General features: G+C 70.4%; 20 protein-coding genes. 7 read left to right on the top strand and 13 right to left on the bottom strand.

What is annotated here, in order from left to right; all coding sequences use genetic code 11:
• Nucleotides 1-103: 103 nt before the first annotated feature.
• Nucleotides 104-412: a hypothetical protein gene (locus tag UA74_RS26150; RefSeq protein WP_075742600.1), complete on the top strand. Its 309-nt coding sequence runs from the start codon at nt 104-106 to the stop codon at nt 410-412.
• A gap of 198 nt (nt 413-610) precedes the next feature.
• Here UA74_RS26150 and UA74_RS26155 read toward each other — a convergent pair whose 3' ends face one another.
• Nucleotides 611-925 carry a hypothetical protein gene (locus UA74_RS26155; RefSeq protein ID WP_157434457.1) on the bottom strand — a complete coding sequence of 105 codons (315 nt, stop codon included), beginning with the start codon at nt 923-925 and terminating at the stop codon, nt 611-613.
• Nucleotides 926-1,077: 152 nt separating this feature from the next.
• Between UA74_RS26155 and UA74_RS26160 the strand changes: the two genes are divergently transcribed.
• Together UA74_RS26160 and UA74_RS26165 are read left to right on the top strand one after the other, a co-directional pair.
• On the top strand, nt 1,078-1,941 hold the full coding sequence (locus UA74_RS26160; RefSeq protein WP_075742602.1) for a DUF5753 domain-containing protein: 864 nt from the start codon (nt 1,078-1,080) through the stop codon (nt 1,939-1,941).
• Nucleotides 1,938-2,141 carry a DUF397 domain-containing protein gene (locus UA74_RS26165; protein ID WP_232237462.1) on the top strand — a complete coding sequence of 68 codons (204 nt, stop codon included), beginning with the start codon at nt 1,938-1,940 and terminating at the stop codon, nt 2,139-2,141. The genes UA74_RS26160 and UA74_RS26165 overlap by 4 nt, the downstream gene beginning before the upstream one ends.
• Nucleotides 2,142-2,245: 104 nt before the next feature.
• Here the strand turns inward: UA74_RS26165 and UA74_RS26170 are convergent, their stop codons facing one another.
• The 5 genes from UA74_RS26170 to UA74_RS26190 form a co-directional block, all read right to left on the bottom strand.
• The gene (locus tag UA74_RS26170; protein ID WP_075742603.1) at nt 2,246-4,414 is read right to left on the bottom strand and encodes a serine/threonine-protein kinase; all 2,169 of its coding nucleotides are present in this window, start codon (nt 4,412-4,414) and stop codon (nt 2,246-2,248) included.
• 325 nt (nt 4,415-4,739) lie between these two features.
• Nucleotides 4,740-6,824 (bottom strand): serine/threonine-protein kinase, encoded by a 2,085-nt coding sequence (locus tag UA74_RS26175; RefSeq protein WP_232237464.1) that lies wholly within the window; start codon nt 6,822-6,824, stop codon nt 4,740-4,742.
• A 610-nt stretch (nt 6,825-7,434) separates the two neighbouring features.
• Entirely contained in the window at nt 7,435-8,541 is a 1,107-nt protein-coding gene (locus UA74_RS33135) for a DoxX family protein (RefSeq protein ID WP_232237466.1), read from the bottom strand.
• 109 nt (nt 8,542-8,650) lie between these two features.
• Nucleotides 8,651-9,205 (bottom strand): DoxX family protein, encoded by a 555-nt coding sequence (locus UA74_RS26185; protein ID WP_075742606.1) that lies wholly within the window; start codon nt 9,203-9,205, stop codon nt 8,651-8,653.
• 62 nt (nt 9,206-9,267) lie between these two features.
• A complete protein-coding gene (locus UA74_RS26190) occupies nt 9,268-10,182 on the bottom strand; it encodes a 2-hydroxyacid dehydrogenase (RefSeq protein ID WP_075744250.1) in 915 nt (304 codons plus the stop codon).
• Nucleotides 10,183-10,394: 212 nt separating this feature from the next.
• Here UA74_RS26190 and UA74_RS26195 point away from each other — a divergent pair, with 212 nt between their 5' ends.
• Both UA74_RS26195 and UA74_RS26200 read left to right on the top strand, forming a co-directional pair.
• The gene (locus UA74_RS26195) at nt 10,395-11,399 is read left to right on the top strand and encodes an alpha/beta fold hydrolase (protein ID WP_075742607.1); all 1,005 of its coding nucleotides are present in this window, start codon (nt 10,395-10,397) and stop codon (nt 11,397-11,399) included.
• 9 nt (nt 11,400-11,408) lie between these two features.
• Nucleotides 11,409-12,611, top strand: a complete 1,203-nt coding sequence (locus tag UA74_RS26200) for a PQQ-dependent sugar dehydrogenase (RefSeq protein ID WP_075742608.1) — start codon at nt 11,409-11,411, stop codon at nt 12,609-12,611.
• A 385-nt stretch (nt 12,612-12,996) separates the two neighbouring features.
• Here UA74_RS26200 and UA74_RS26210 read toward each other — a convergent pair whose 3' ends face one another.
• Nucleotides 12,997-13,845, bottom strand: a complete 849-nt coding sequence (locus UA74_RS26210) for an NAD(P)H-binding protein (RefSeq protein WP_075766342.1) — start codon at nt 13,843-13,845, stop codon at nt 12,997-12,999.
• A 150-nt stretch (nt 13,846-13,995) separates the two neighbouring features.
• On the opposite strand from UA74_RS26210, the gene UA74_RS26215 reads away from it, so the two are divergent.
• Nucleotides 13,996-14,619 carry a TetR/AcrR family transcriptional regulator gene (locus UA74_RS26215; protein ID WP_075742609.1) on the top strand — a complete coding sequence of 208 codons (624 nt, stop codon included), beginning with the start codon at nt 13,996-13,998 and terminating at the stop codon, nt 14,617-14,619.
• Nucleotides 14,620-15,238: 619 nt separating this feature from the next.
• On the opposite strand, the gene gatB is transcribed toward UA74_RS26215, so the two are convergent.
• The 6 genes from gatB to gatC all read right to left on the bottom strand — a co-directional run bounded on the left by gatB (nt 15,239) and on the right by gatC (nt 20,919).
• Nucleotides 15,239-16,750: an Asp-tRNA(Asn)/Glu-tRNA(Gln) amidotransferase subunit GatB gene (gene gatB, locus UA74_RS26220; protein ID WP_075742610.1), complete on the bottom strand. Its 1,512-nt coding sequence runs from the start codon at nt 16,748-16,750 to the stop codon at nt 15,239-15,241.
• A complete protein-coding gene (locus UA74_RS26225; protein WP_075742611.1) occupies nt 16,747-16,947 on the bottom strand; it encodes a hypothetical protein in 201 nt (66 codons plus the stop codon). Before UA74_RS26225 ends, gatB begins: the two co-directional genes overlap by 4 nt.
• Nucleotides 16,948-17,020: 73 nt before the next feature.
• Nucleotides 17,021-17,659 (bottom strand): hypothetical protein, encoded by a 639-nt coding sequence (locus tag UA74_RS26230; protein ID WP_157442333.1) that lies wholly within the window; start codon nt 17,657-17,659, stop codon nt 17,021-17,023.
• A 23-nt stretch (nt 17,660-17,682) separates the two neighbouring features.
• Complete coding sequence (locus UA74_RS26235) at nt 17,683-19,074, bottom strand: AAA family ATPase (protein WP_075765659.1); 1,392 nt, start codon at nt 19,072-19,074, stop codon at nt 17,683-17,685.
• Nucleotides 19,075-19,105: 31 nt separating this feature from the next.
• Nucleotides 19,106-20,623 (bottom strand): Asp-tRNA(Asn)/Glu-tRNA(Gln) amidotransferase subunit GatA, encoded by a 1,518-nt coding sequence (gene gatA, locus UA74_RS26240; protein WP_075742614.1) that lies wholly within the window; start codon nt 20,621-20,623, stop codon nt 19,106-19,108.
• Nucleotides 20,620-20,919, bottom strand: coding sequence for an Asp-tRNA(Asn)/Glu-tRNA(Gln) amidotransferase subunit GatC (gatC, locus tag UA74_RS26245; RefSeq protein ID WP_075742615.1), 300 nt, complete (start codon nt 20,917-20,919; stop codon nt 20,620-20,622). Before gatC ends, gatA begins: the two co-directional genes overlap by 4 nt.
• A gap of 363 nt (nt 20,920-21,282) precedes the next feature.
• Here gatC and UA74_RS26250 point away from each other — a divergent pair, with 363 nt between their 5' ends.
• Nucleotides 21,283-21,936 (top strand): ACT domain-containing protein, encoded by a 654-nt coding sequence (locus UA74_RS26250; protein WP_075744252.1) that lies wholly within the window; start codon nt 21,283-21,285, stop codon nt 21,934-21,936.
• Nucleotides 21,937-22,002: the final 66 nt, after the last annotated feature.

Here is a 22,002-nt window from a genome sequence, read left to right on the forward strand (position 1 = left end):
CCTGTTCAGTCGCGGCCATCGGACTCGACGATCGATTGAACAGTGGTCAACCCACGACGGATGGCCGTTGCCTCCATACGCCAAGTAGTTGAGGATATACACCATGTGGCATGGATACGTGGAGAAGCACGCGCTGACTGATAGCGGCCGCAAGCGCGATGGCGTGGACGCCAGACGCGCCAGGGAGCCCCAGGTGGTCCTGAACTCCCCAGAGGAGGTCTCGGACTGGATCAGTCGCACCCGGATCATGCTGGCCAAGGACGCCGATCCTGCGGCACAGGCGAAGAACGCCCTGATGCTCTCGGACCAGAAGACATACCTCAGCGCGGCGCGTAAAGGTGGCAGCGTCTACTCCAGCGTCCAGGCCACCCAGACCGAGACCTGGGATATCTGTGCGGAAGCGGCACCATGATCAAGGCCGATGAGTCTTGTCCCGCAGGTGCGGGTGGCCACACGTATTCCGAGGTCAAAGGCACGTGGCGCTGCACCAGATGCGGTCAGCCGATGTGACGAACAGCAAGGCCTGAACACAGCCGAGGGGCGGCTTCGACGGACTCCGGTTCGACGAAGCCGCCCTTCGCGCTGCTGGCGACCCATCTCGGTAACACGGTCATTCCAGCCAGACGAGTTCGACGCGACGTCCCGCGCCGGTGCCGAGGCCGACCGAGTCCTCCGCGCGCCCCGAAGTCGCGAACAGGGTGCCGTCGGGATGGCAGAGCACGGACCGCCTCCCCATGGACAGGCCCCAGGCGAACACCACCGGGCCGTCGATGTCGTCCCGCAGCTCCCGCAGGGCGAACCTCCTCGGCTCGTTCACCCGCGTGATCACCTCCTCGGCGAGGTGACCCGAGTGCCGCGCCCGGCTGGGCGACGGCCGGTGCTCCTCGGCCGCCGCCGGGATCGCCATATCGTCATCCGGTGTCATCGGCACACTCCCCTTCATCTCGATTGCGATGCGTGTCACAGTACTCGCACTAATATAAATAGTTACTCACTCAATCGTGTAATTGATCTAGGAGACGACCCGGTGGTTGGCTCTGGACGACCACCATCCACGCCAAGCCAGGGAGCACACGAATGGCACCGGAGTCGCCGACCATCGCAATCTGGGAACTGGGACTCCGGCTGCGCGAACGGCGCTACCTCCTCGGGCTCACCGCCACCGAGTCGGGCAGGCTGGCCCGCTGCACTCAGGCACACGTCTCGGAGATCGAACGCGGCCGCACCCGAGCCACCAAGGACAAGCTGACCCGCCTGATCAAGGCATACGAGTTCGACGCCGACGAGACGGCCGAGCTGTGGAAGCTGCACGAACACGGCGGACAGCGCGGCTGGTGGAACAAGTACACCGGGATCTTCAGCAATGAGCTCCTGCGGTTCTTCGGCTACGAGCACGGCGCGGAGAGCGTGCGGACCTACAGCGGCGGGTTGATTCCCGGCCTGTTGCAGACCGAGGAGTACATCCGCGCCGTCATCCGAGGCGCCGCGCCGAACCTACGGTTGTCCGAGGAGGAGCTGCGCGTCACCGCCAGGAAGACGCGGCAGCAACGACTCGCTGGCGACGATCCACTGCACCTGACCGCCGTGATCAGCGAGGCGACCTTGCGGCAGCGCGTCGGCGGCATTGCCGTACTCCACGGTCAGCTCGAACACCTCATGACGCTCATGGAACAACATTCGGAGAACCTGGACGTTCGCGTGATCCCTTTCACGGCGGGCGGCTTCGACGCACTCGACGGCTCCAGCTTCCATCTCGTAGGTTTCGCGAGCCCACGGCTGCCGACGCTGGCATGGCAGGAGACGATCACGTCCACTGCGCTGATCGATCACACGATGACCGTCCGGGAGTACACTCTGGCCTATCACCAGGCAGAAGAGCGCGCACTCGATCGCGAGGAATCCCTTCGCCTGATACGGGACGCCGCCAAGGAGTTGTCGTGATCAGCAGGTCTTCGAGCAGCCGGCCACACGACGCACAGTGGATCAAGTCCACCCGCAGTACGAACAACGGCCACTGCGTCGAGATGCGCTTAAGCCGGCAGACCGTCGCCGTCCGCGACTCCAAGAACCCCGACGGCGCCGAACTCACCTTCCCGGCCACGGCATTCGGCGCCTTCCTCGCCGCCCTCAAGAACCGCTGAGCCCGACTCGCCGCACGCGCCCCGCCGTCGGGCGCAGGCGCAGAGGCCGCCGACGCGTGTCTCGGGGTGCCGCATGCGCGTCGCCGGCCGAATCGCCGTCAGCGTCAGTTGGGCGCAAGTACCCCCGCCCGTTCCGGGTCGAAGCTCTGATAGCGCAGGCCGCCGTCGGAGGTCAGCGTCAACACCGTGCTCCTGGGCTCCACGCACTCGAACCCCTCGTTCGCGGTGCCCTGGTCCTCCTCGGTGAGGCTGATCTGTCCCTCGGCCGCGTGTTCGAACGTCAGCGTCGCCGCGCAGCCGCCCTCCGGCCGCAGGAACTCGCCGATCTCCTCGCCCGCCCCGCCGTTGGTCAGAGTCAGCTCGACGTCCACCGGTTCGGCGTCCTCGTCCTCGTCCTCGCCTGCGGGCAGCACGCTGCCTGCCCACTCGCCCGCGAAGCCTGCGGGGAGCGAGTCGAGGGCGGTCGCGAAGGTTCCGGACCGCTGCGGGTCATCGCTCGTGTAGCGGATCGTCCCGTCGGCCAGCAGGTCCACGGTCGTCGTCTCGGGCTCCGCGCAGTCCTCGTCGTCGTGCTCGGTCTCCAGGTCACGCTCATGGAATTCGAGCCGGGTGGCGGTGGCGGCGTCCAGGATGAGCGCCGCCGAACATCCGGAGACGGGCCGGGTGAAGGTGCCGACACTGCCGCCGACGTTCCCACCGGTGAGGCTGATGGTGGCGAACGCCGACTGTGAGTCGCCGTCGACGGTCTCGACCAGACCCGCCCAGTCGCCGATGAAGGCTCCCGGGACCTCCCCCACCGCAGCGTCATCGACCGGGGCGTCGTCGACCGGATCGGTCCCGCCGCCGCTGTCCCGATCGTCCTGGGCCGACCCGGTGCCCGGCACGGCCAGGCCGCCGCGCTGGCCCTGGCCGAGCAGGAAGGCGACTGCGGCGACGGCGACGACCACCAGCAGTGCCGCGACCGCGGTCAGCACCGCCGCACGTCGACGACCCGACGACCGGGGCGGTGCCGGTGCAGGCAGCGGCCCGGACGCCGAGGCCGCGGTGGGATGCATGGTCCTGGGCACGGGATGGAAACCGGACTGGGTGGACGGGGAATGCGGCGAGCCCGCCTGCGACATCGCGTCGGCCGGATGCGGCTGGAGCCGGGTGTGGTGCGGGCTCCTGCCACCCGGCTGCCTGGCCGCAGCTTCGGGAACGGCCCGCCCCACCATCGGTTCGACGCCCGACACCAGGGTGTGCGGGACTCGGTTCGCGGGCGAGGAGGACACCTTCGACCGGGTCGTCGGCGCGTCCAGGTCATCGGGCTCGTCCTGGGTCTCGACGACATCACCGGCGGCGAGGGCGACCGGGGCCGGCGTGCCCTGGCCGGGCGTCGCGGGCGACAGATCGGCCCGCAGGCCGCGCACCTGCTCCCGCTGCTCGGCGATCAGGTCGACGATCGACCGGGGTAACCAGGTGTCCCCGCTGTCGACCGGGCCGATCTGGGCCAGCAGGTCGTCCGGGGTGGGCCGGTCGGCGGGGTTCTTCGCGAGGCAGGGTTCGACGATCGCCCGCACCTCGGCGGGCAGCGAGTCCAGCTCCGGTTCGGAGTGCACGACCCGGTAGAGCAGCGTCGCCGAGGACGCCGTCCCGAAGGGGCCGGTGCCCGAGGCGGCGAAACACAGGGTGGCGCCCAGCGCGAAGACGTCCGAGGCCGTCGTGAGCTCGTCGCCCTCGACCTGTTCCGGCGACAGGAAGCCCGGCGAGCCCACCAGCATCCCGGTGGCGGTGAGGCCGCCGGTCGAGTCGGCGGCCCGGGTGATCCCGAAGTCGATGACGCGCGGGCCGTCCTCGGTGAGCAGCACGTTGGCCGGGGTCAGGTCGCGGTGGATCAGGTTGACGCGGTGCACCTCGCGCAGCGCGGCGGCCAGCCCCGCCGCCAGGGTGCGCACGGCGGACACCGGCAGCGGGCCGGTCTCGGCGACCGCTCCCCGCAGCGAGGGCCCCGGCACGTAGACGGTGGCCAGCCAGGGCACCGTCGCCTCCGCGTCGGCATCCATCACCGGCGCGGTGTACGCACCGTTCACCAGCCGGGCCGCCGCCACCTCCTGCCGGAACCGGCCTCGGAAGAGCGGGTCGACGACGAGATGCTGGTGGATCAGCTTGATCGCGACCGTGCGACCGTCGGAGGAGAGCGCCAGGTACACCCGGCCCATTCCCCCGGCCCCGAGCCTGCCGAACAGGCGATACCGCTCGATCGTCCTCGGATCGTCCTCCGCCAAGGACTCCATGTCTCTCCCACCCTCGTCCCTGCTGATCACGGACGGCCGCCGTCAACGTCGTCACGCCTGACGAACCGGCCGCAGCGGCCGGGCCGTCAGTCGCGCCCCCGACGTCGACGAGAATCCCCTCTACTGACGTCCGGACCCCGATCGGCGTTCCCGAACGCGCCCGCCCGCGAAGGGACTTCTCGTTCGCGGCCCGTCAGACACCGATCATGCCTTCTCGGAGCGTCCTGTTCCGACCGCACCGGCGATGTGGCCGCCCGAACCGGCCGCCGACGGCGAAAGGAGAGGCCGAATCGAGACCGGATCTCGACCTCCGAGACCGCTGTCGTCACTGCTGGTCGAGCTGGCCGCGTAGCTCGGGGTCGGCACCGAAATAGTCCAGACTCTCGCCGTCGAAGGTCCGCAGAACCTCGCGCGCGGGCACAGTCGGACAGCCCTCGCCCTCGACCCTGATCTGTCTGACGGCAAGCCAGAACGGGTCCGCGTAGACGATCTCCGAGGCGTGGTGGCACCCGTCGGTGAGTTCGACGTACACCTCCGCGTTGTCGATCGACCCGGCAAGGATCTCGATCGACACGTCGGCGGTCGTCTCGGTCTCGGAGTCCCCATACCGCGCCCCGTCGACGGTGCCGGACCAGGCACCATGCAGCTCTTCGGGAACCTCGTCGAGCGACAGGGAAAGCTCCGAGGCCAGGGCGGGCTCGGTGGTCTCGTAGTACATCAGGCCCCTGTCGAGCGTCAGCGTCGTCGTCTCGGGCTGGGGACAGGTGTGCTCCTCGATCTGACTGTTCGCGACGGCTTCGGCGAGGGTCACCGTGTCGTCGTCGATCACGGCGGTCAACTCGAGAACGGCATCGCAACCGGACTCGAAGTGCAGCACGGTGCCGACCGCGCCGCCGACCACGCCGCCGTCTTCCAGGTTGATCACCACGTGTGAGTAGATCTCCTCGCTGTCCTCGGACGTCAGGTAGCCGGTCCACTCCCCGACGAAGTCTCCAGGCAGCGGGGCGGCGGGCGACTCCTCCGTCGACGCAGGCTCCTCGGCAGACGACTGGACGGAGGGGTCGCCCGGGCCCTGTGCCATTCCGGCGCCGCCGCGATCAGTGAGCGCGATGAGGCTCACCACGACGACGGCCACCAGGATGATCAGTGACGCGGTGAGGGCGGCGTATCTGGCCGAGCGCCGAGGCCGGTTCATTCCGGGCGGGCCGAATATCGGCGAAGGGTGCGGATTCGGCCCGAAGCGCGGCGTGACGTGCCCCCATCCCGACCCCGGCGTCATCGGCGCGCCGCCGCCCGGGCCTGGCGCCCCGGAGCCGGGCGCGGCGCCCCCGACGGGTGTCGCCCCGTCCACCCACATCGACGGCGGCGGGACCGGCTGCGGCTGCCCAGGGCCAGCCTGCGGATGCGACCGGGTGCCCTGCGAGTGGCCGCCCGACGCGGTCGCCCGGTCGACCCTGGCCGTGACGTCGGCGTCCTCGGCTCCGGTCGGCTCTGTGCCGTCCCGGAGCACGCGAAGCTGGTCGTTCTGTTGTTCGATGAGGCTGCGCACCGGTCCGGGCAGCCAGGACAGCCCGCCGCGCACCGAGCCGAGGAGATCCAGCAACTGCTCCGGCGTGGGTCGCAGCTCGGGCTGCCTGGCCAGGCAGGGTGCGACGATCGGGCGCAGCTCCGACGGCAGCTCGCCGATCAGCGGCTCGGTGTGCACGACCCGGTAGAGCAACGCGGCCGAGGAGACCTTGCCGAAGGGACCCGTTCCGACGGCGGCGAAGAAGAGGGCGGCACCGAAGGAGAAGACATCGGAGGCCGAGGTCAGATCACGGCCCTCGACCTGCTCCGGCGACATGAACCCCGGCGAACCGATGATCACCCCGGTTCCGGTCAGCTCCGTCCCGGTCTCGATCGCCTTGGTGATCCCGAAATCGATGACCCGAGGCCCGTCATCGGTGAGCAGCACGTTGGCCGGGGTGAGGTCGCGGTGGACGAGCCCGGCGCGGTGCACCTCGCGCAGCGCGGCGGCCAGTCCGACGGCCAGGGTGCGCACCGAGGCGACCGGCAGCGGACCGTGCGTCCGGACGGCGTCCCGCAGCGACGGACCCGGCACGTACACCGTGGCCAGCCACGGTAGCTCCGCCTCGGCATCGGCGTCCATCACCGCCGCCGTGTAGGCGCCGCTCACCCGGCGAGCGGCGTCGACCTCCCGACGGAACCGGCTGCGGAACATCGGATCGGCCACCAGCTCGCGATGGATCACTTTGATCGCGACGACCCGACCGTCCGTGGACAACGCCAGGTAGACGCGTCCCATCCCACCGGAGCCGAGCCTGCCCACCAGCCGGTAGCGGCCGATGGCCTGCGGATCTTCGCGTTCTAAGGGCTCCATGCTCTCCCCTGGTTCGTCCGTCGGGGTCACCGTGACGCTACCGAGACGACTGCGGGCACGGGATCGGCGCCGCGTGCGACGAGCACGACCGAGTACGAGGCGAGCCCGCTGGTCACGCGGCGAATCGGGTGGCCGCCCGGAACCGACGGCCGGTGGGCCACGCGGCGGGGCGTCCGTGCGAGACCGTCCCCTCCGAACGGCGAGGTGAGCGAGTCCGGGCAGCGACGACCTTACGTCGCCCGCCCCGGTCTCGGACGCGAAATTCGAGGACTCGGCCGACACCGGCAGGGCGTGCTTCGGCGCTGTGCCGGAACGCCGAGACCTCCGGCTGTCTGCGAGCGCCCGAGGGTCGATGGCGGTGAAGTCCGCCGGGTCGGTCCCCCACGGTGCAGGCGCCGGGTCGACCGGTACCGCGTCCGGCAAGGCCAGGACCGCAAGGCCGCGCGCCCTTCAACACGCTCGGCGCGGCCCGGTGCCGATCACGTCGCACACCCGCGAAGGACGCCGCAGGCGCGAGGACTCGTTCGTCATCGCACGACCGAGATCGCGCGGACCCGCACCGCCTCCTCACCGTCAAGCCGACGAGAGACCTGCCCCGACGGAAACGCAAGGCCCGACGGCGAGGAGGCGTTCAACGTCTCTAGCGCAGGAGGAAGTAGACGGCCGCCGCAGCACCGGCCGCCACGACGAGACAGCTCACACCCGTGATGATCGGGCGTCGGTACCACGGCCTGCCGTTGTCCAGGGCGGCCCGGCCGGGTCCGGCGAAGACCAGTGCGGCGGCCAGGCCTGCCAGCACGGCCTCGAGCTCGAACCCGCCGTCGGGGGTGAGGAAGAAGCCCTCGGCGAAGCGGAGGAGGATCACGTTGGCCATGACGGCGAGCAGACCGGCTGCGGCGAGCGGGGTGGCGAACCCGAGGATGACGAGGGCACCGCCTGCCAGTTCGGTCACGCCGGTCACCCAGGCCAACAGCTCGGCCTGCTGGAAGCCCGACTGCGTCAGGTAGGCGGCGAAGCCGTCGATGCCCGGCCCGCCGAAGAGACCGAACACCTTCTGCGCTCCGTGCGCGACGAACACGCCGCCGAGCACCAGCCGGAGCACCAGCAGGCCGACGTCGGTTCCCGCATTGGCGGGCAGGCTGGGCTTGTTCCAGCCGTCGAGCGGCTCCGGCTCGGTCAGCCGCGCCCGGTCGACCGAGTCGTCGTAATCGTCGTACTCGTTGTCGTAGTCGCCGTCGTAGTCGCCGTCAGCCTCGGGCCCGGCATCCCGGCGGCGGTCGCGCTGTCGGGCGGTGTCTCGGCCCCGGTCGGAGTCGCGGTCCCAGTCGTCATCCCGGTCTCGAACCGCGTCTCGATCCCGGTCTCGAACCGCGTCTCGGTCCTGGTCTCGGTCCCAGGTCTCGTCGCGGTCCCAGTCCTGATTCCGGTCGATGTGCCTGCCGAGGTCGGGGTCGACGCCCGCGCCCGGCTCCCGTCCCGGGTCACCTGCCGCCTCGGAGTAGCGGTCCTCGTCGTAGTCCGGTTCCGGCTCGTGGCGGCGGGCCCGCTCCGCCCCGTGATGCGATTCGGCCATCGCGTGCCTGCCCGCACGCTGTTGTGGCGCATAGTCCTGGTCCGGGCCCGCGCGGCCTGCCCCTGCGGAGACCCTCGCGGCGGCTGCGTCGAGCCCGAAATGATCGTGATCATCGGCGCGCCGCCTGCCGTATGGTCCGGCGGCTCCGCCTAATCCGTCGTCGGAGTTAGTCACGGCCGGCAGCGTAGAGCCACCGATGCCGTGGAGGCGAGAGTCTGTCGCCGATCAGTCCGGCCGTCGCCGTTCTCCGGATCGGCCGAGTCGGCCCGTCGCCGCGCGCCGGTCAGCGGAAGAGGAACAGCACCACGGCGGTGATGATGCCGCCGAGCACCAGGAAGACGATCGCGCTGCGCAGCGGGAAGCGGAAGTAGGGCCTGCCGTTGTCCAGCGCGAAGCGACCGGGCCCGGCGAAGACCAGGGCGGCCGTCGTGGCGGCGAGCAGCAGCTCGAAGGCGAAACCGCCCGTGCCGACCAGGAACAGGCCTTCGTCGAAGCGGAAGACGACGCCCGCCACCGAGATCCCGAGCAGCGGGACGGCCGCGAGCGCGGTCAGCAGGCCGATGATCACCAGCAGTCCGGCGGCGATCTCGACGACCGCCGTCATGGTCGCCAGCAGGCTGGTCTGGGTGAAGCCGTACTCGGCGAGGCTCTCGGCGAAGCCCGCCCGCCCCGGTGTCCCCGCCCAGCCGAAGAACTTCTCGGTGCCAGAGGCGATGAACAGGCCGCCGACGACGAGCCGGAGCAGCAACAGGCCGATGGCCGGACCCGGATCGGTGCCCTCGTGGCCCGCCGAGCCGGGCAGCGGACGGGTCTCTGAGTCGCCCAGGTTCGTCGTCACGCCTCACAGGGTAATGCCCGGATCACCCCGACACCCTCGGCGTCGGGTCAGATGAGGTCCGTTCAGTATTCCCCGTGCACGAGGTTTTCCGGGTCCGCACCGGAGGCGAACAGCCCGATCTGCCGCGCGGCGACCGCCCAGGCCCGATCCTGTCCGCCCTGCGTGCTGCCGCCGACGTGCGGGGTCAGCAGCAGCCCGTCGACCGTCCACAACGGATGGTCCTCTGGCAGCGGCTCGGGATCGGTGACGTCCAGCGCGGCCCGCAGCCGTCCCGTGGTCAGCTCGGCCAGCAGCGCGGCGGTGTCGACGACCGGACCTCGGGCGGCGTTGACCAGGATCGCCTGATCGGGCATCGCCGCGAGGAAGTCCGCGTCCACCAGCCCGGTCGTCTCCGCCGTCAGCGGCACCATCACGACGACGACGTCATGGTCCGGGAGCAGCCGGGGGAGCTCGGCGAGACCGTGGACGCCGTCCCGTGCCGTGCGGGCCACGAACGTCGTGCTCGCGTCGGAGGCGTCCAGCCTGCGCCGCATCTCCCGCCCGAGGTCGCCCGCGCCGAGGACCAGCACCCGCTTGCCCTGCAGGGTGTCGGTGCCGCGCTGATCCCAGCGGCGCTCCTGCCGGGTGCGCTCGAAGGCGGGCAGCTCCCGATAGATCGCCAGGATCGCCGCGAGGGCCCACTCCGCGGTGCTGCCGCCGTGGGCGCCGCGCGCGGTCGAGAGCCGCACGCCCGGCGGGGTGCGCGGCAGCCACGCCTCGGCACCGGCCGAGAGGAGCTGGATGAGCCGCAGCCTCGGAAGACTCTCGGCCAGCGCACCCACCGCGCCCGCGGAGAGGAACATCGGCACGAGGACCTCGGCCTCGGCGGCCGCGGCGGGGAAGGGCTCGTCGGGCTGGTACCGGACCGCCCGCACGTCGGGGTTCCCGGCCAGCGCCTGCACGCCCTGTTCGTTGGGGACAAGAACGATCGTCGTCACGGGCGCCACGGTAACCCGCCTCGCAGGCTCGACCGGGATGCCGGCTGCCCAGTCGGCTTCGTCGAGCAGACCTCGGCCGCGCTGCCCGGCTCCGCCCGACCGGCCTGGTCTCGGCGGATGCCCGGCCGTGCGCACGCGGGATGGTGAGCGAATCTCGGGTTCGGGCCGTTTCGACCGGGCACGGCGGCGTGGATGGGGCAGACTTCGCTGTGATGACGGAGGAAGGCAGCACGGTCTCGCCCGACGGAACCGCACTGGTGAGCTGGCACAGCACGACGCCGGGCCCGCCGGTGCTGGTATGCGGGGCGCTCGGCGCGCCCGCCCAGTCCTGGCCTGCGCTGACCGCCCCCGATGCGGGCCTCCACGCGTTCGGCTGGCACTACCGGGGGACGTTCGGCTCGGCACGACCCACCGACCCGAGCCGGATCATGCTGACCGACCATGTCGGCGACGCACTGGCCGTGCTGGACTCCGCAGGGATCGACCGCGCCTCGGTGATCGGCTGGTCGTCCGGGGCGACCGTCGCCGCCGAACTCGCCAGGAACGCCCCGGATCGGGTGACCGGCCTGATGATGATCGCCGGCCCGCCCGGTGACCTCCTGGCGACGATCCGAGGCCCGTGGGGAGCCGCCGTCGACCTCGTCCTCGGGCTGACGAGCGGCGGGCCGGGTCCTGGACCGTTTCGCGGCCGAGGGCTGGTCAAGGGAGTCATGTCCGGCGGGCTGGACGCGATGCGGCTGGCGGCCCCGTTGCTGGCCGCCGGCCTGCCGAGGCTGCCCCCGAGACAGCTCGGAGCGCTGCTCCGGCACAGCGGGCTCCTGCTGCCCGCAGGCGATCCCGCGCTGCTGGCCGAGGTGCTGCGCCCCTTCCTGCACCTCGACTGGGCCTTCTATGCAGAGCTGCTGCGAGCGGTCGGCTCCGTGCCGGCGCTGGACATCACCGGGCTGCGGTGCCCGGTGACGGCGCTGGTGGGACGGCACGACGTCGTGTCCGACGCAAGGGCGCTCACCGAGGCAGTGGGCCGCCTGCCGCAGGCGCGGGTCCGCATCCTGCCCACCTCGCACTTCATCCCGCTGGAGGCCCCGGAGGAGGTCGCCGCCGAGGCGCTGCTGCTGGTGGAACGGGCCGCCGCCGTCCGACGCGCCCTAGACGACGAGTCGGACCACGTGCCCGCCGACATGGGACCGCTCACCCCTCGCTCACGACACGGCGCCTAGGCTCGAAAGATGCCGAGTTCACCGAACCGGGGTCTGCGGAGGCGTCGGGCCGCGCTGGCCGGGTTCGTCGCGCTCGGCCTCGTCGCGGCGGGCTGCGCCGACTTCTCCGAGCAGGAGCGGCTGACCCGCGCCGACTGGGACGTGGCACCGCCGCCGATGGCGGCCCCCGACAACGCCCCGCGCTTTCCGGACGAGGGCGGCAACAGCGGCGAGCCGGGCCGCGAGACCTCCGCCACACCGGTCCCGCCGCCCGAGGGCTGCACCGACTACGACCCGGCCGTGGTCGTGACCTGTCTCGACCCGGTGTCCGCGGTGGCCGTGCTGCCCGACGGCGAACAGGCCCTGGTCGCCGAACGCACGACCGGCCGGATTCTGCGGGTGCGGTGGGGTCTCGACCCGGCGGACAAGGACTCGCCGGAGGTCTTCGCCACGATCGACGTGGACGCAGGCGAGGGCGGGGGCGGTCTCCTCGGCCTGGCGCTGTCGCCGTACTACGCCGAGGACAGCCTGGTCTACGCCTACCTGAGCACGCCGGAGGACAACCGCGTCGTGCGGATCGCGGCGGGCGACGAGCCGAAGCCGGTGCTGACCGGGCTGCCCCGCGACCCGACGGGCGCGTTGACCAACGACGTACGCGGCGCGCTGCTGCTGGCGACCGGCACGGCAGGCGATCCGGCGGCGGCGGCCGATCCGAACTCGCAGGCGGGCAAGGTGCTGCGGATCGACGAGACCGGCGCCCCCGCCCCGGACAACCCCGATCCGACGACGACGGTGATCAGCAGCGGGCTGACCGCCCCGGCTGGCCTGTGTCAGGCGGTGGACGGCTCATCGATCTGGGTCACCGATCGCGGCGAGGAGCGCGACCTGTTGTATCTCGTCGAACCCGGTGCGCCGCTGGGGGAGGCATCCTGGAACTGGCCGGAGCGGCCGGGTGTCGCGGGCTGCGCGGCCTACTCGGACATGGTCATGGTCTTCCTGAGCGATCAGGAGGCCATCGCCAACCTGGAGTTGAGCCCCGACCTGACCTTCACCAGCCCGCCGCAGTACAGCGAGGAGGGCACCTTCGGTCGGTTCTCCGGCGCGGCACCCGGCATGGACGACTACGTCTGGGTCGGTACCGAGAACAAGAACGGCGGCGACCCGACCAGCAGCGATGATCGCGTGGTGCTCATCGACCGGTTCATGACCGGGAGCGGCAACGGGCGCGACTAGTCGCTCGGTCTGGATCACGTGCATGACGATGCCGGTGCGCTGTGGAGTGCGGCCCGGCAGATGGTGGCGGTCTCGGCGTATCGCGTAGCCGGTGGTCGAACTGGTCGGCGAATCGTTCGAGGGGCGTAGCGCTGCTCCGTGCGGTCGAACATCAGAGGACGTCTCTGCGGTTCCGCTTCGCCTGCGGAGTTGCGCCTTGGCCGACGGGTTGCCGATCCGCTGCCCGGATGCCTCCCCGAGGTCGACAGCCCGCTTCCGCAGCCGGTTGCGAACGCCTTCCCAGGCGCCGAAGCGTTGAGGCAGGTCCGTCCACGGCATTCCGGTGCGGTAGGTGAACCCCCATCACGTCGATCACCTGCCGGTGATCGCGACCCTCGATCACCCGTCAGGTCGCGAGAGTGCCTGCGACCTGATCGGCAGCACTGCGCGGTTCGCGGCCGAGGAGTTCGGCCAGTAGCGGCTCCTGTCCCGCGAAGTAGCCGCTACGGGTGGCTTGGAACAGGGTGAGCGTCAGTCTGGCCACGAACTCGGGAGTGCCGTTCTCCATCTGCTCGGTGACCCACTGTTCGTCATCCACGACGATGCGTTTGATGGGACGACCGGTCAGTTCGGTGAGGAACCTGGCGAAGTCATCGAGGGTGACGGCAGGCGCGGAGAGCGTGACAGGGCCGTCGAAGGAACGGTCGCCCGCGAGGATGACCGCCGCGGCCTCGGCCAGGTCGGCGCGATCGGTCCACGGGATGGGGCCGTCTGCGGGCCTGGCGATCACGCCGGTCTGCCGCCAAGGACCGAGCAACTGGTCGAGGCTGCCGAAGAAGCCGTAGCGCAACGAGGTCCAGGCGACCCCCGAGTCGGCGAGGATCGCCTCGGTAGCCGCGTGGACGGCCGCCGGGAGGTACGGGCTGCCGACGGCGCTCTGCTGACTGGTGTAGAGGATTCGCCGGGCGCCAGCGGCGGCGGCGGCCTCGATCGCGGTGCGGTGCTGGCCTACCACGTCGGCCGCCGGGTCGTTGGAGGACACCAGCAGCACCTGGTCGGCACCGGCGAAGGAGTCACGCAGCGCGACCGGGTCATCGTAGGAGCCCTGCCGCACGCGCACGCCGCGTTCGGCGAAGTGCTGCGCCTTGGCGACGTCTCGCGCGCTGACGCCGATCCGGTCGGCCGACTTGCGCTGGAGAAGATGCTCGACGGTGGCACCGTTGAGGGCGCCGGTGGCGCCGGTGACGACGATCATGCTGATGTCCTTTCTGCGCACCTCTGCGTGATGGCGCACCGCACGACAAGTTGACCCACCGGGTCAGGTTCGACTCTGCCGACGACCGTAGGCAACCTGACCGTGCGGGTCAAGTTATGGTGGTGGGGCAGCGGGAGCCAGGGAGGACGCATGGCCGATGAAGCGCCGGGGAAACCTCGGCTACGTGCCGACGCCAAGCGCAATACCGAGCAGATCCGTCGCGCCGCGATCGACGCCTTTCACAGCCGGGGTCTGACCGCGCCGTTGGAAGAAGTCGCCAAGGTCGCGGGAGTGAGCAAGGCCACGATCTTCAACCGGTTCGGCGGACGGATCGGCCTCATCGAAGCCGTCATCGAAGAAGTCGTCGCGAACAAGCTGTACGCCGTCATCGACCGCACCCGAACCATCGAGGACACCGCAGAACGGATCGCGTACTACATCACCGGGATCCGCGACCTCCAGTACCGCCAGCCCGCGGCCAACGACGTCATGCTGCAGGAATACCCCCATTCACCGCAGCTCATGGAGATCTGCGAGCGGGCGGGCGAGATGAACCATGAACTCATCACGGCAGGTAGAGCCGTCGGCGCGCTGCGGCCCGAGTTCACGGCAGACGACCTCCATGCGCTCATCCGCGACACCGCACTCGCTCTCAAACATGGAACCCGCCCCCGACGAGACGACTACGACCGCCGTACCACCTTCCTTCTCGACGGGATCCGCAGGCATGAAGCTCCGCCGGAAGAGGACGAGCGCGCCGCCGTCAAGGCATAGAACGAAGATCCGAAAGAAGCGCGGGCCGCTGCGGGGCGCGAGGCGCCTGCCCGTTGACACGGGTAGGCCCGCCTTCTCGGGCAGGCCCCCGCGCCGAGCGAGATCTGCCGACCCCAGGCGGCAAGCCGAGGCCTTCGCCGTCGCGGTCGGACGGCGGTGGCGACGCCGGCTGATGCGGCGGCCGACTCACCGATACAGGCGCGTCGGGTGTGCTCCGTGCGGGACGCGCTGCGGCGCCGGTCCGTTGTCGGAACCCGGCCGAGGCAACCGGGGAGCCCGCATCACGCGGACCTGACACGCCTCGTGTTGCGACGTCGGCGGTGCCTGCCCGGCGCGGCAGGCAGGCCCGCAGGTCGTCCTGTCCGCTCGGCCTCAGGAGGCGGCGGCGGCCGGTACGCCAGGGGCGTCTCGGGAATGCAGGCCTGCCCTCCGGCGGTGCTCGTCCGCACCGTGGTGGCGTAGGCCTTCACGGAGGTGGGCCGACCGGTGCGCGGCCGCAGCGCAGCGAGGACAGCGCTGGTCAGCCCGCGCGGCAGAGCCCGCGCGGCAGAGCCCGCGCGGCAGAGCCCGCGCGGCAGCCCCTCGACAACAGGGCCGCCGCGCCGATCCGGCGTCCGAATCAGCCCTCGACGCCCGCTGCGGCCAGGACCAGTTCGCGGACGCGCTTGGCGTCGGCCTGCCCCTTGGTCGCCTTCATCACGGCACCGACGATCGCGCCTGCGGCAGCGACCTTGCCGCCCCGGATCTTCTCGGCCACGTCGGGGTTGGCGGCGAGCGCAGCCTCCACCGCCGTCTGCAGCGCGGAGTCGTCGGAGACCACCTTCAGGCCGCGGGCGGCGACGACCTCGTCCGGTTCGCCCTCACCCGCGAGCACGCCGTCGACGACCTGCCGGGCCAGCTTGTTCGTCAGTGCGCCCTCGGTCACCAGCGCCACGACCCGCGCCACCTGGGCGGGCGTCACCGGCAGCTCGGCCAGCTCGACCTGCCGCTGGTTCGCCTGCGCGAGCAGGTAGGACACCCACCACGACCTGGCCTCGTCCGGCGAGGCGCCCTCGGCGACGGTCGCGGCCACCAGCGCCACCGCACCCGCGTTCTCCAGGTCCCGCAGCTCGGCGTCGGAGAGCGACCACTCCTGCTGAATCCGCCTGCGCCGCTCGCTCGGCAGCTCCGGCAGCGTCCCGCGCAGTTCCTCGATCCACTCCGCAGGCGGCGCGATCGGCACCAGGTCGGGCTCGGGGAAGTAGCGGTAGTCCTCCGAGGTCTCCTTCGGCCTGCCCGCCCGCGTCGAGCCGGAGGCCTCCTCGAAGTGCCGGGTCTCCTGGCGAATCGAGCCGCCCTGCGTGAGCAGCACGGCCTGCCGCCGCATCTCGTACCGCACGGCCCGCTCGACGCTGCGCAGGGAGTTCACGTTCTTCGTCTCGGTGCGGGTGCCGAACTCGGTCGCGGTCTTCGCCATGAGCGAGACGTTGGCGTCGCAGCGCAGCGATCCCTGGTCCATCCGCACGTCCGAGACGTCGAGCGACTTCAGCAGATCCCGCAGCGTCGCCACGTACGCCTTGGCCACCTCGGGCGCCCGCGCGCCGGCACCGACGATCGGTTTGGTGACGATCTCCACCAGCGGCACGCCCGCCCGGTTGTAGTCCAGCAGCGAGTGCTCGGCCCCGTGGATCCGACCGGTGGCGCCGCCGACGTGCAGCGACTTCCCGGTGTCCTCCTCCATGTGGGCGCGCTCGATCTCGACCCGGACCGTCTCGCCGTCCTCCAACACGACGTCGAGGTAGCCGTTGAAGGCGATCGGCTCGTCGTACTGGGAGGTCTGGAAGTTCTTCGGCATGTCAGGGTAGAAGTAGTTCTTCCTGGCGAACCGGCACCACGACGCGATGTCACAGTTCAGCGCGAGCCCGATGCGGATCGCCGACTCCACCGCCTTGCCGTTGACGACCGGCAGCGCACCCGGCATCCCCAGGCAGGTCTGGCACACCTGGGTGTTCGGCTCGGCGCCGAACTCGGTGGGACAACCGCAGAACATCTTCGTCTGGGTGGACAGCTCGACGTGCACCTCCAGCCCCAGCACCGGATCGAAGGTGGCGAGCACCTCGTCGTAGTCCATCAGATCGGCCACTGCGGTCACTCCTGGTCGTCCTTCCTGAGGCTGCGCGCGAACAGCGCGGCACCGGTGACCGTCACGGCCAGGTTGGTCAGGGCATGGGCCAGCGCCAGCCGATCCGAGTCCTTCCTGGCCTTGCGGAACTGGCTGAACGCGGCGGCGCCGCCGCTGATCACTCCGACCAGCCCGAACAGCTTGTTCAGCTTCGACACGTCGTTCATCTTCTCGACACCTTTCCACTGCGAGCCGCTGTCTACCGCTGCGAGATCGCCGTCCCGCTCGTGGCAACGGCGCTCACCGGAGAAACCCCAGTTCGTGCAGCGCCGCCACGGTATCGGCTCGCCACCGGGCGAATGAGGGAACCCGGCCGAGTTGATCAAGTCGAATGCGCTCGGCGAGCGCCTGTAAAAGGACAGCTGCGGCCATCTTCGGTCTACGGCCGCGTCTGCCAGAGCTGGCACGCAGCGCATCGGCGAGAGTCTTCTTCGGGTCGCTGAGCCGCTCAACCTCGTCGAGCAGTTCACTCTCGAAGACGCCCGACTGCCGCACATCGCGACCCGCGAACCGGTTGACCTCGTCGATATCGGCCAGGGCCCAGCTCTCCATCTCCCGCACCGGCGCGAGCGGAAGCAGTTTCACTGCCCGCTCGGGAAGCTCGTACGACTCCCAGGCACGGCGCATAGGGCCGAAGGCGCGAGCCTCCTCACGTTCAGGAGAGCCAGAGGCGTCGAAGTGGAGGAAGACGAGCGACGGCAGTGGGTACATGATGCTCACCTGCTCGGCGAACGAAGTGAACGGGCTGTCTCCGCGACGAACGATGCTCACCGGCTCCACCACCTCGAAGTCCACTCCACGAGCCGACAGGCCGATGTCCTGAAGAACTCGACCAACCAGACCAGACAGGAAATGATCATCACTGGTGCTCTCCACCAAGAGCACAGAGGCGAGCTGTCTACTCAACTCTCCAGCACCCGCTTCGCCTCATCGAGATCAATCCCCGGCAGGGCACGCCGTTCGGGAACCGTCAACGCCGGGAGATCGTTGAAGCCGATCGCCTTCTGATCAACGGAGAGCAGGAGGCGACGCACCCGCGAGATCCGGCCACCGCCTGACTCACTCACGCGCGTCGTCCAATCCATGACCATCAGATCGGCTCGATCCAGCGCTGTGAGTACAACGGGCGAATGGCTCGACACGATCAACTGGACCAACGGCTCGCCCTGCCCGTCGTCGGCTGCCGGATCGGTCACCAGCCCTCTGAGAAGGCCCAGTAGCGCCTGCAGCCGCTGGGGAAAGATCCCGTTCTCCGGCTCCTCGAAGCAGACCAAACCCCGGTGATCTGGGTCGTGCAGCGCGGCAAGCAGAGCCAACACCCGTAGCGTGCCGTCCGATGCCACCCGTGCGCTGACCCGCCCCTCGTCGCGCGTAGTCAAGTACGTCTCCCACCGCCCCTGGGCCGCGTCCTCCTGAACCTCGACGCCACTGAATCCCCGCACCACGGTCGCCAGCGCCGCCGCGATGTCGTCGAGCCCACTGCCGTACTCGTCCCGCGTAACCCGTTCGATCCTGCGCAGCACCTTCGCCAGATTGGCCCCGTTGGCACCGAGCACGTCCCCGCGCTGTTCCTGAGTGCTCGGTTGACGCAGCGCGGCCGGGTCCAACTGGAGGAACCGCCAGGACTCCAGCTCACGGCGCAGCGCAAACAAGGTCGGGAAGTCGGCTGCGGAGGTGATACTGGACAGCACGGTCGCCTCGGCCGCGTGCGCGGGAATCTGCCGAGCCCGCCCCTGCCTGCCCTCCTGGGAGATCGCGAACACCCGGTTTCCCTGGCCGTTGTCCTTCGTTGTAAGGAAGTCCGTCCGCCGGCCCGAGTAGCGGAGCTTCTCGGCCTTGAACGCCGGAGACGCCCGCACCGCACGAAGCCATTCGTCCTGCTTCGCAGGCAACGGGCGCACAGCCTCCTCCAACACCCGCGCGCGCGGGAAGCCGTCGGAGTCGGTGTGCAGTCCGATCTTCAGCTCATAGCGCAGCCGGGTGTGGCTCACCTCGATGTCCTCACCGAACGGGTCGACCGCCGTCGGCTCCAGCAGCACCTCCACTGCAAAGGACATCCGATCCGCCTGCGCGCCGCCCGCATAGCGGCGGAACAGCTCCGACAGCTCGCCCCGCGTGTCGGCGAAGGCGTCGAACAGTGACGGCGCGCTCACCAACCTGCGGAGGAGCTGCACCGCGTCGAACAGATTCGACTTGCCGCTCGCGTTCTGGCCGAGGACGACCAGGAAGGGAGGGAGGTCCAGGCCGAAGTCGGCGAAGGACTTGAACCCGTCGATCTCGATCCGGGTCAGCACCGGGCACCCCCTCCCCCGTCGGTCACGGCCGTCAGACCGCCACGTCGGGAACGCGGTCGATCAAGGCGCCGTCGGCGGCCGCGTTGCGGGCGACCTCGTAGGCGGCGGCGACCCGGTACATCCGGTCGTCGGCCATGGCAGGCGCCATGATCTGGAGGCCGACCGGCAGGCCGTCCTCGTCCGAGAGCCCGCTGGGGACGCTCAGCGCCGCGTTGCCCGCCAGGTTCGCCGGGATGGTGCACAGGTCGGCCAGGTACATCGCCATCGGGTCGTCGGCCCGCTCGCCGATGCGGAACGCCGTGGTGGGCGTGGTCGGCGAGACCAGCACGTCGACGTTCTCGAACGCGGCGGTGAAGTCGCGGGTGATCAGCGTCCGGACCTTCTGCGCCTGCCCGTAGTAGGCGTCGTAGTAGCCGGAGGACAGCGCGTAGGTGCCGAGCATGATCCGCCGCTTGACCTCGGGACCGAAGCCCGCCTCCCGCGTCAGGGACATGACCTCCTCGGCGCCCAGCTTCGGGTCGTCGCCGCCGACGCGCAGGCCGTAGCGCATGGCGTCGAAGCGGGCCAGGTTGGAGGAGCACTCGCTCGGCGCGATCAGGTAGTAGGCGCCCAGGGCGTAGTCGAAGTGCGGGCAGGAGACCTCGACGACGTCTGCGCCGAGGGCGGTGAGCTGCTTCACCGCCGCCTCGAAGGACCGCAGGACGCCGGGCTGGTAGCCGTCACCGGAGAACTCGCGGACCACGCCGACCCGGACCCCGCGCAGATCGCCTGCGGCGCCCTGCCTGGCCGCCGCGACGACCGGCGGAACCGGGGCGTCGATCGACGTGGAGTCCATCGGGTCGTGTCCGGCGATCACCTCGTGCAGCAGTGCGGCGTCCAGGACGGTGCGCGCGCAGGGGCCTGCCTGGTCGAGCGAGGAGGAGAAGGCGACGAGCCCGTGCCGGGAGACTCCGCCGTAGGTGGGCTTCACACCGACCGTGCCGGTCACCGAGCCGGGCTGGCGGATCGAGCCGCCCGTGTCGGTGCCGATCGCCAGCGGGGCCTCGAAGGCCGCCAGCGAGGCCGACGAGCCGCCGCCCGACCCGCCGGGGATGCGGTCGGTGTCCCACGGGTTGCGGGTCACCCCGTACGCCGAGTTCTCGGTGGAGGAGCCCATGGCGAACTCGTCCATGTTGGTCTTGCCGAGCACGATCACGCCCGCCGCGTGCAGCCGGGCCGTCACCGTGGCGTCATACGGCGGGCGCCAGCCCTCCAGCATCTTCGAACCACAGGTGGTCGGGATGCCCTTGGTGGTCAGCACGTCCTTGAGCGCCAGCGGAACCCCCGCGAGCGGCGAGACCGGTGCCGTGCCCGCGTCGAGGGCCTCGTCCACCTGGCGGGCGGCGGCGAGCGCGCCCTCGGTGTCGACGTGCAGGAACGCGTTGATCCGCCCGTCGACTGCCTGGATGCGGTCCAGGTGGGCCTGGGTCACCTCGACCGAGGTGACCTCCCTGGCATGAATCCTGGCGGCCAGCTCGGCCGCGGTGAGCCGGATCAACGGGCTGTTCACTGCTCCTCCCCGAGGATGCGCGGGACGCGGAAGCGGTTCTCCTCGACGGCGGGCGCGCCGCCGAGTGCCTCCTGGCGGGTGAGACCCGGCCGGATCACGTCGTCCCGGAAGACGTTGGTGACCGGCACGGCGTGTGAGGTCGGCGGGATGTCGTCGGCGGCGACCTCCCCGACCTGGGCGACCGACCGCAGAATGACGTCGAGCTGGCCCGCGAACGTGTCCAACTCGTCGTCGGTCACGGCCAGCCTGGCCAGCCGAGCGAGGTGCGCGACCTCGTCACGGGAGATGCTGGGCACTGGAAAGCCCCCCTGGTCGCGGTGAGTGTGCGAGACCTCGCGAGTCTATTGGGCAGCCCCGCGCAGGTCGTCGCGGGTCGCATCCGACCGTCACGGTGTGGACTTCCGCCAGCCTGCGGATGAAAATTTCGTTCCAAACTCTGATCGAACTCGGTCGGGCGATCTATCCGACGGTGTGGTCTGCCATGATTTCGGCCGACGGCGGTGGTGCGGCAGTCGGCTTCACGAGAAGTCGAGGCCGCGCCGTAGGTGAGGTCGAGAATGGTCATCGACTCCGATTCGGACCACGATGAACGAATGGGATCCGCCGGTCGTGGCGCGGACGGCGAGGTTCCGCGCAGGCAACAGGAGGCGTTGGGACCCGTGTCCTTCCTGATCCGCGTGCAACTGCCCGACCAGCCGGGAAAGCTGGGCGCGGTCGCGAGCGCGCTGGGCACGGTGGGTGCCGACATCCTGAGCGTCGACGTCGTCGAGCGCGGCGCGGGACTGGCCATCGACGACCTGGTGGTGGAGCTGCCCTCCGGCAGGCTCCCCGACGTGCTGATCACAGCGGCCGAGTCGGTGGACGGCGTCGAGGTCGACGCCGTGCGGCCCTATGCAGGCGTGCTCGACACCTACCGAGAGCTGGAACTGATCGAGGAGGTGGCCGCCAACCCGCGTCAAGGGTTGGACGTGTTCGCCGAGGGGGTGCCCCGGATCATCCGCGCGGGCTGGGCCGTGGTGTTCGCCGAGAACGGCGACGGCGCGTTCCGACTCGCCGCCAGTGCGGCGGCACCGGAGACCCGCTCGATGAATCTGCCGTGGATGCCCCTGCACAAGTCGCTCGTGCTCGACGGCGAGGAGGACTGGGTGCCCGAGACCTGGCGGGAGCTGGGCACCGAACTCGCCGCCACCCCGTTGGGCAGGCCGGAGCGTGCCCTGCTGGTCGGCAGGCCGGGCGGCCCCATGTTCCGCGCCTCCGAGGTCGCGAGACTTGCTCACCTCACCGGAATCGTCTCCAGCCTGCTGCCGCGCTGAGGCGGGGTGGATTGCGCGGGGGCACCGCGCGGCACGCACCGACGGTGCGGTCTTCGACGACTAGCC

Origin of the sequence: Actinoalloteichus fjordicus, from assembly GCF_001941625.1 — a bacterium.
Lineage (GTDB): Bacteria > Actinomycetota > Actinomycetes > Mycobacteriales > Pseudonocardiaceae > Actinoalloteichus_A > Actinoalloteichus_A fjordicus.

Bases quoted from the DNA above. Each gene is read 5' to 3' on its own strand.
- UA74_RS26160 (WP_075742602.1), top strand. From the start codon at position 1,078: ATGGCACCGGAGTCGCCGACCATCGCAATCTGGGAACTGGGACTCCGG.
- UA74_RS26225 (WP_075742611.1), bottom strand. From the start codon at position 16,947: ATGAACGACGTGTCGAAGCTGAACAAGCTGTTCGGGCTGGTCGGAGTG.
- UA74_RS26155 (WP_157434457.1), bottom strand. From the start codon at position 925: ATGACACCGGATGACGATATGGCGATCCCGGCGGCGGCCGAGGAGCAC.
- UA74_RS26215 (WP_075742609.1), top strand. From the start codon at position 13,996: ATGGCCGATGAAGCGCCGGGGAAACCTCGGCTACGTGCCGACGCCAAG.
- UA74_RS26150 (WP_075742600.1), top strand. From the start codon at position 104: ATGTGGCATGGATACGTGGAGAAGCACGCGCTGACTGATAGCGGCCGC.
- UA74_RS26210 (WP_075766342.1), bottom strand. From the start codon at position 13,845: ATGATCGTCGTCACCGGCGCCACCGGCGCCCTCAACGGTGCCACCGTC.
- UA74_RS26195 (WP_075742607.1), top strand. From the start codon at position 10,395: ATGACGGAGGAAGGCAGCACGGTCTCGCCCGACGGAACCGCACTGGTG.
- UA74_RS26170 (WP_075742603.1), bottom strand. From the start codon at position 4,414: ATGGAGTCCTTGGCGGAGGACGATCCGAGGACGATCGAGCGGTATCGC.
- UA74_RS26200 (WP_075742608.1), top strand. From the start codon at position 11,409: ATGCCGAGTTCACCGAACCGGGGTCTGCGGAGGCGTCGGGCCGCGCTG.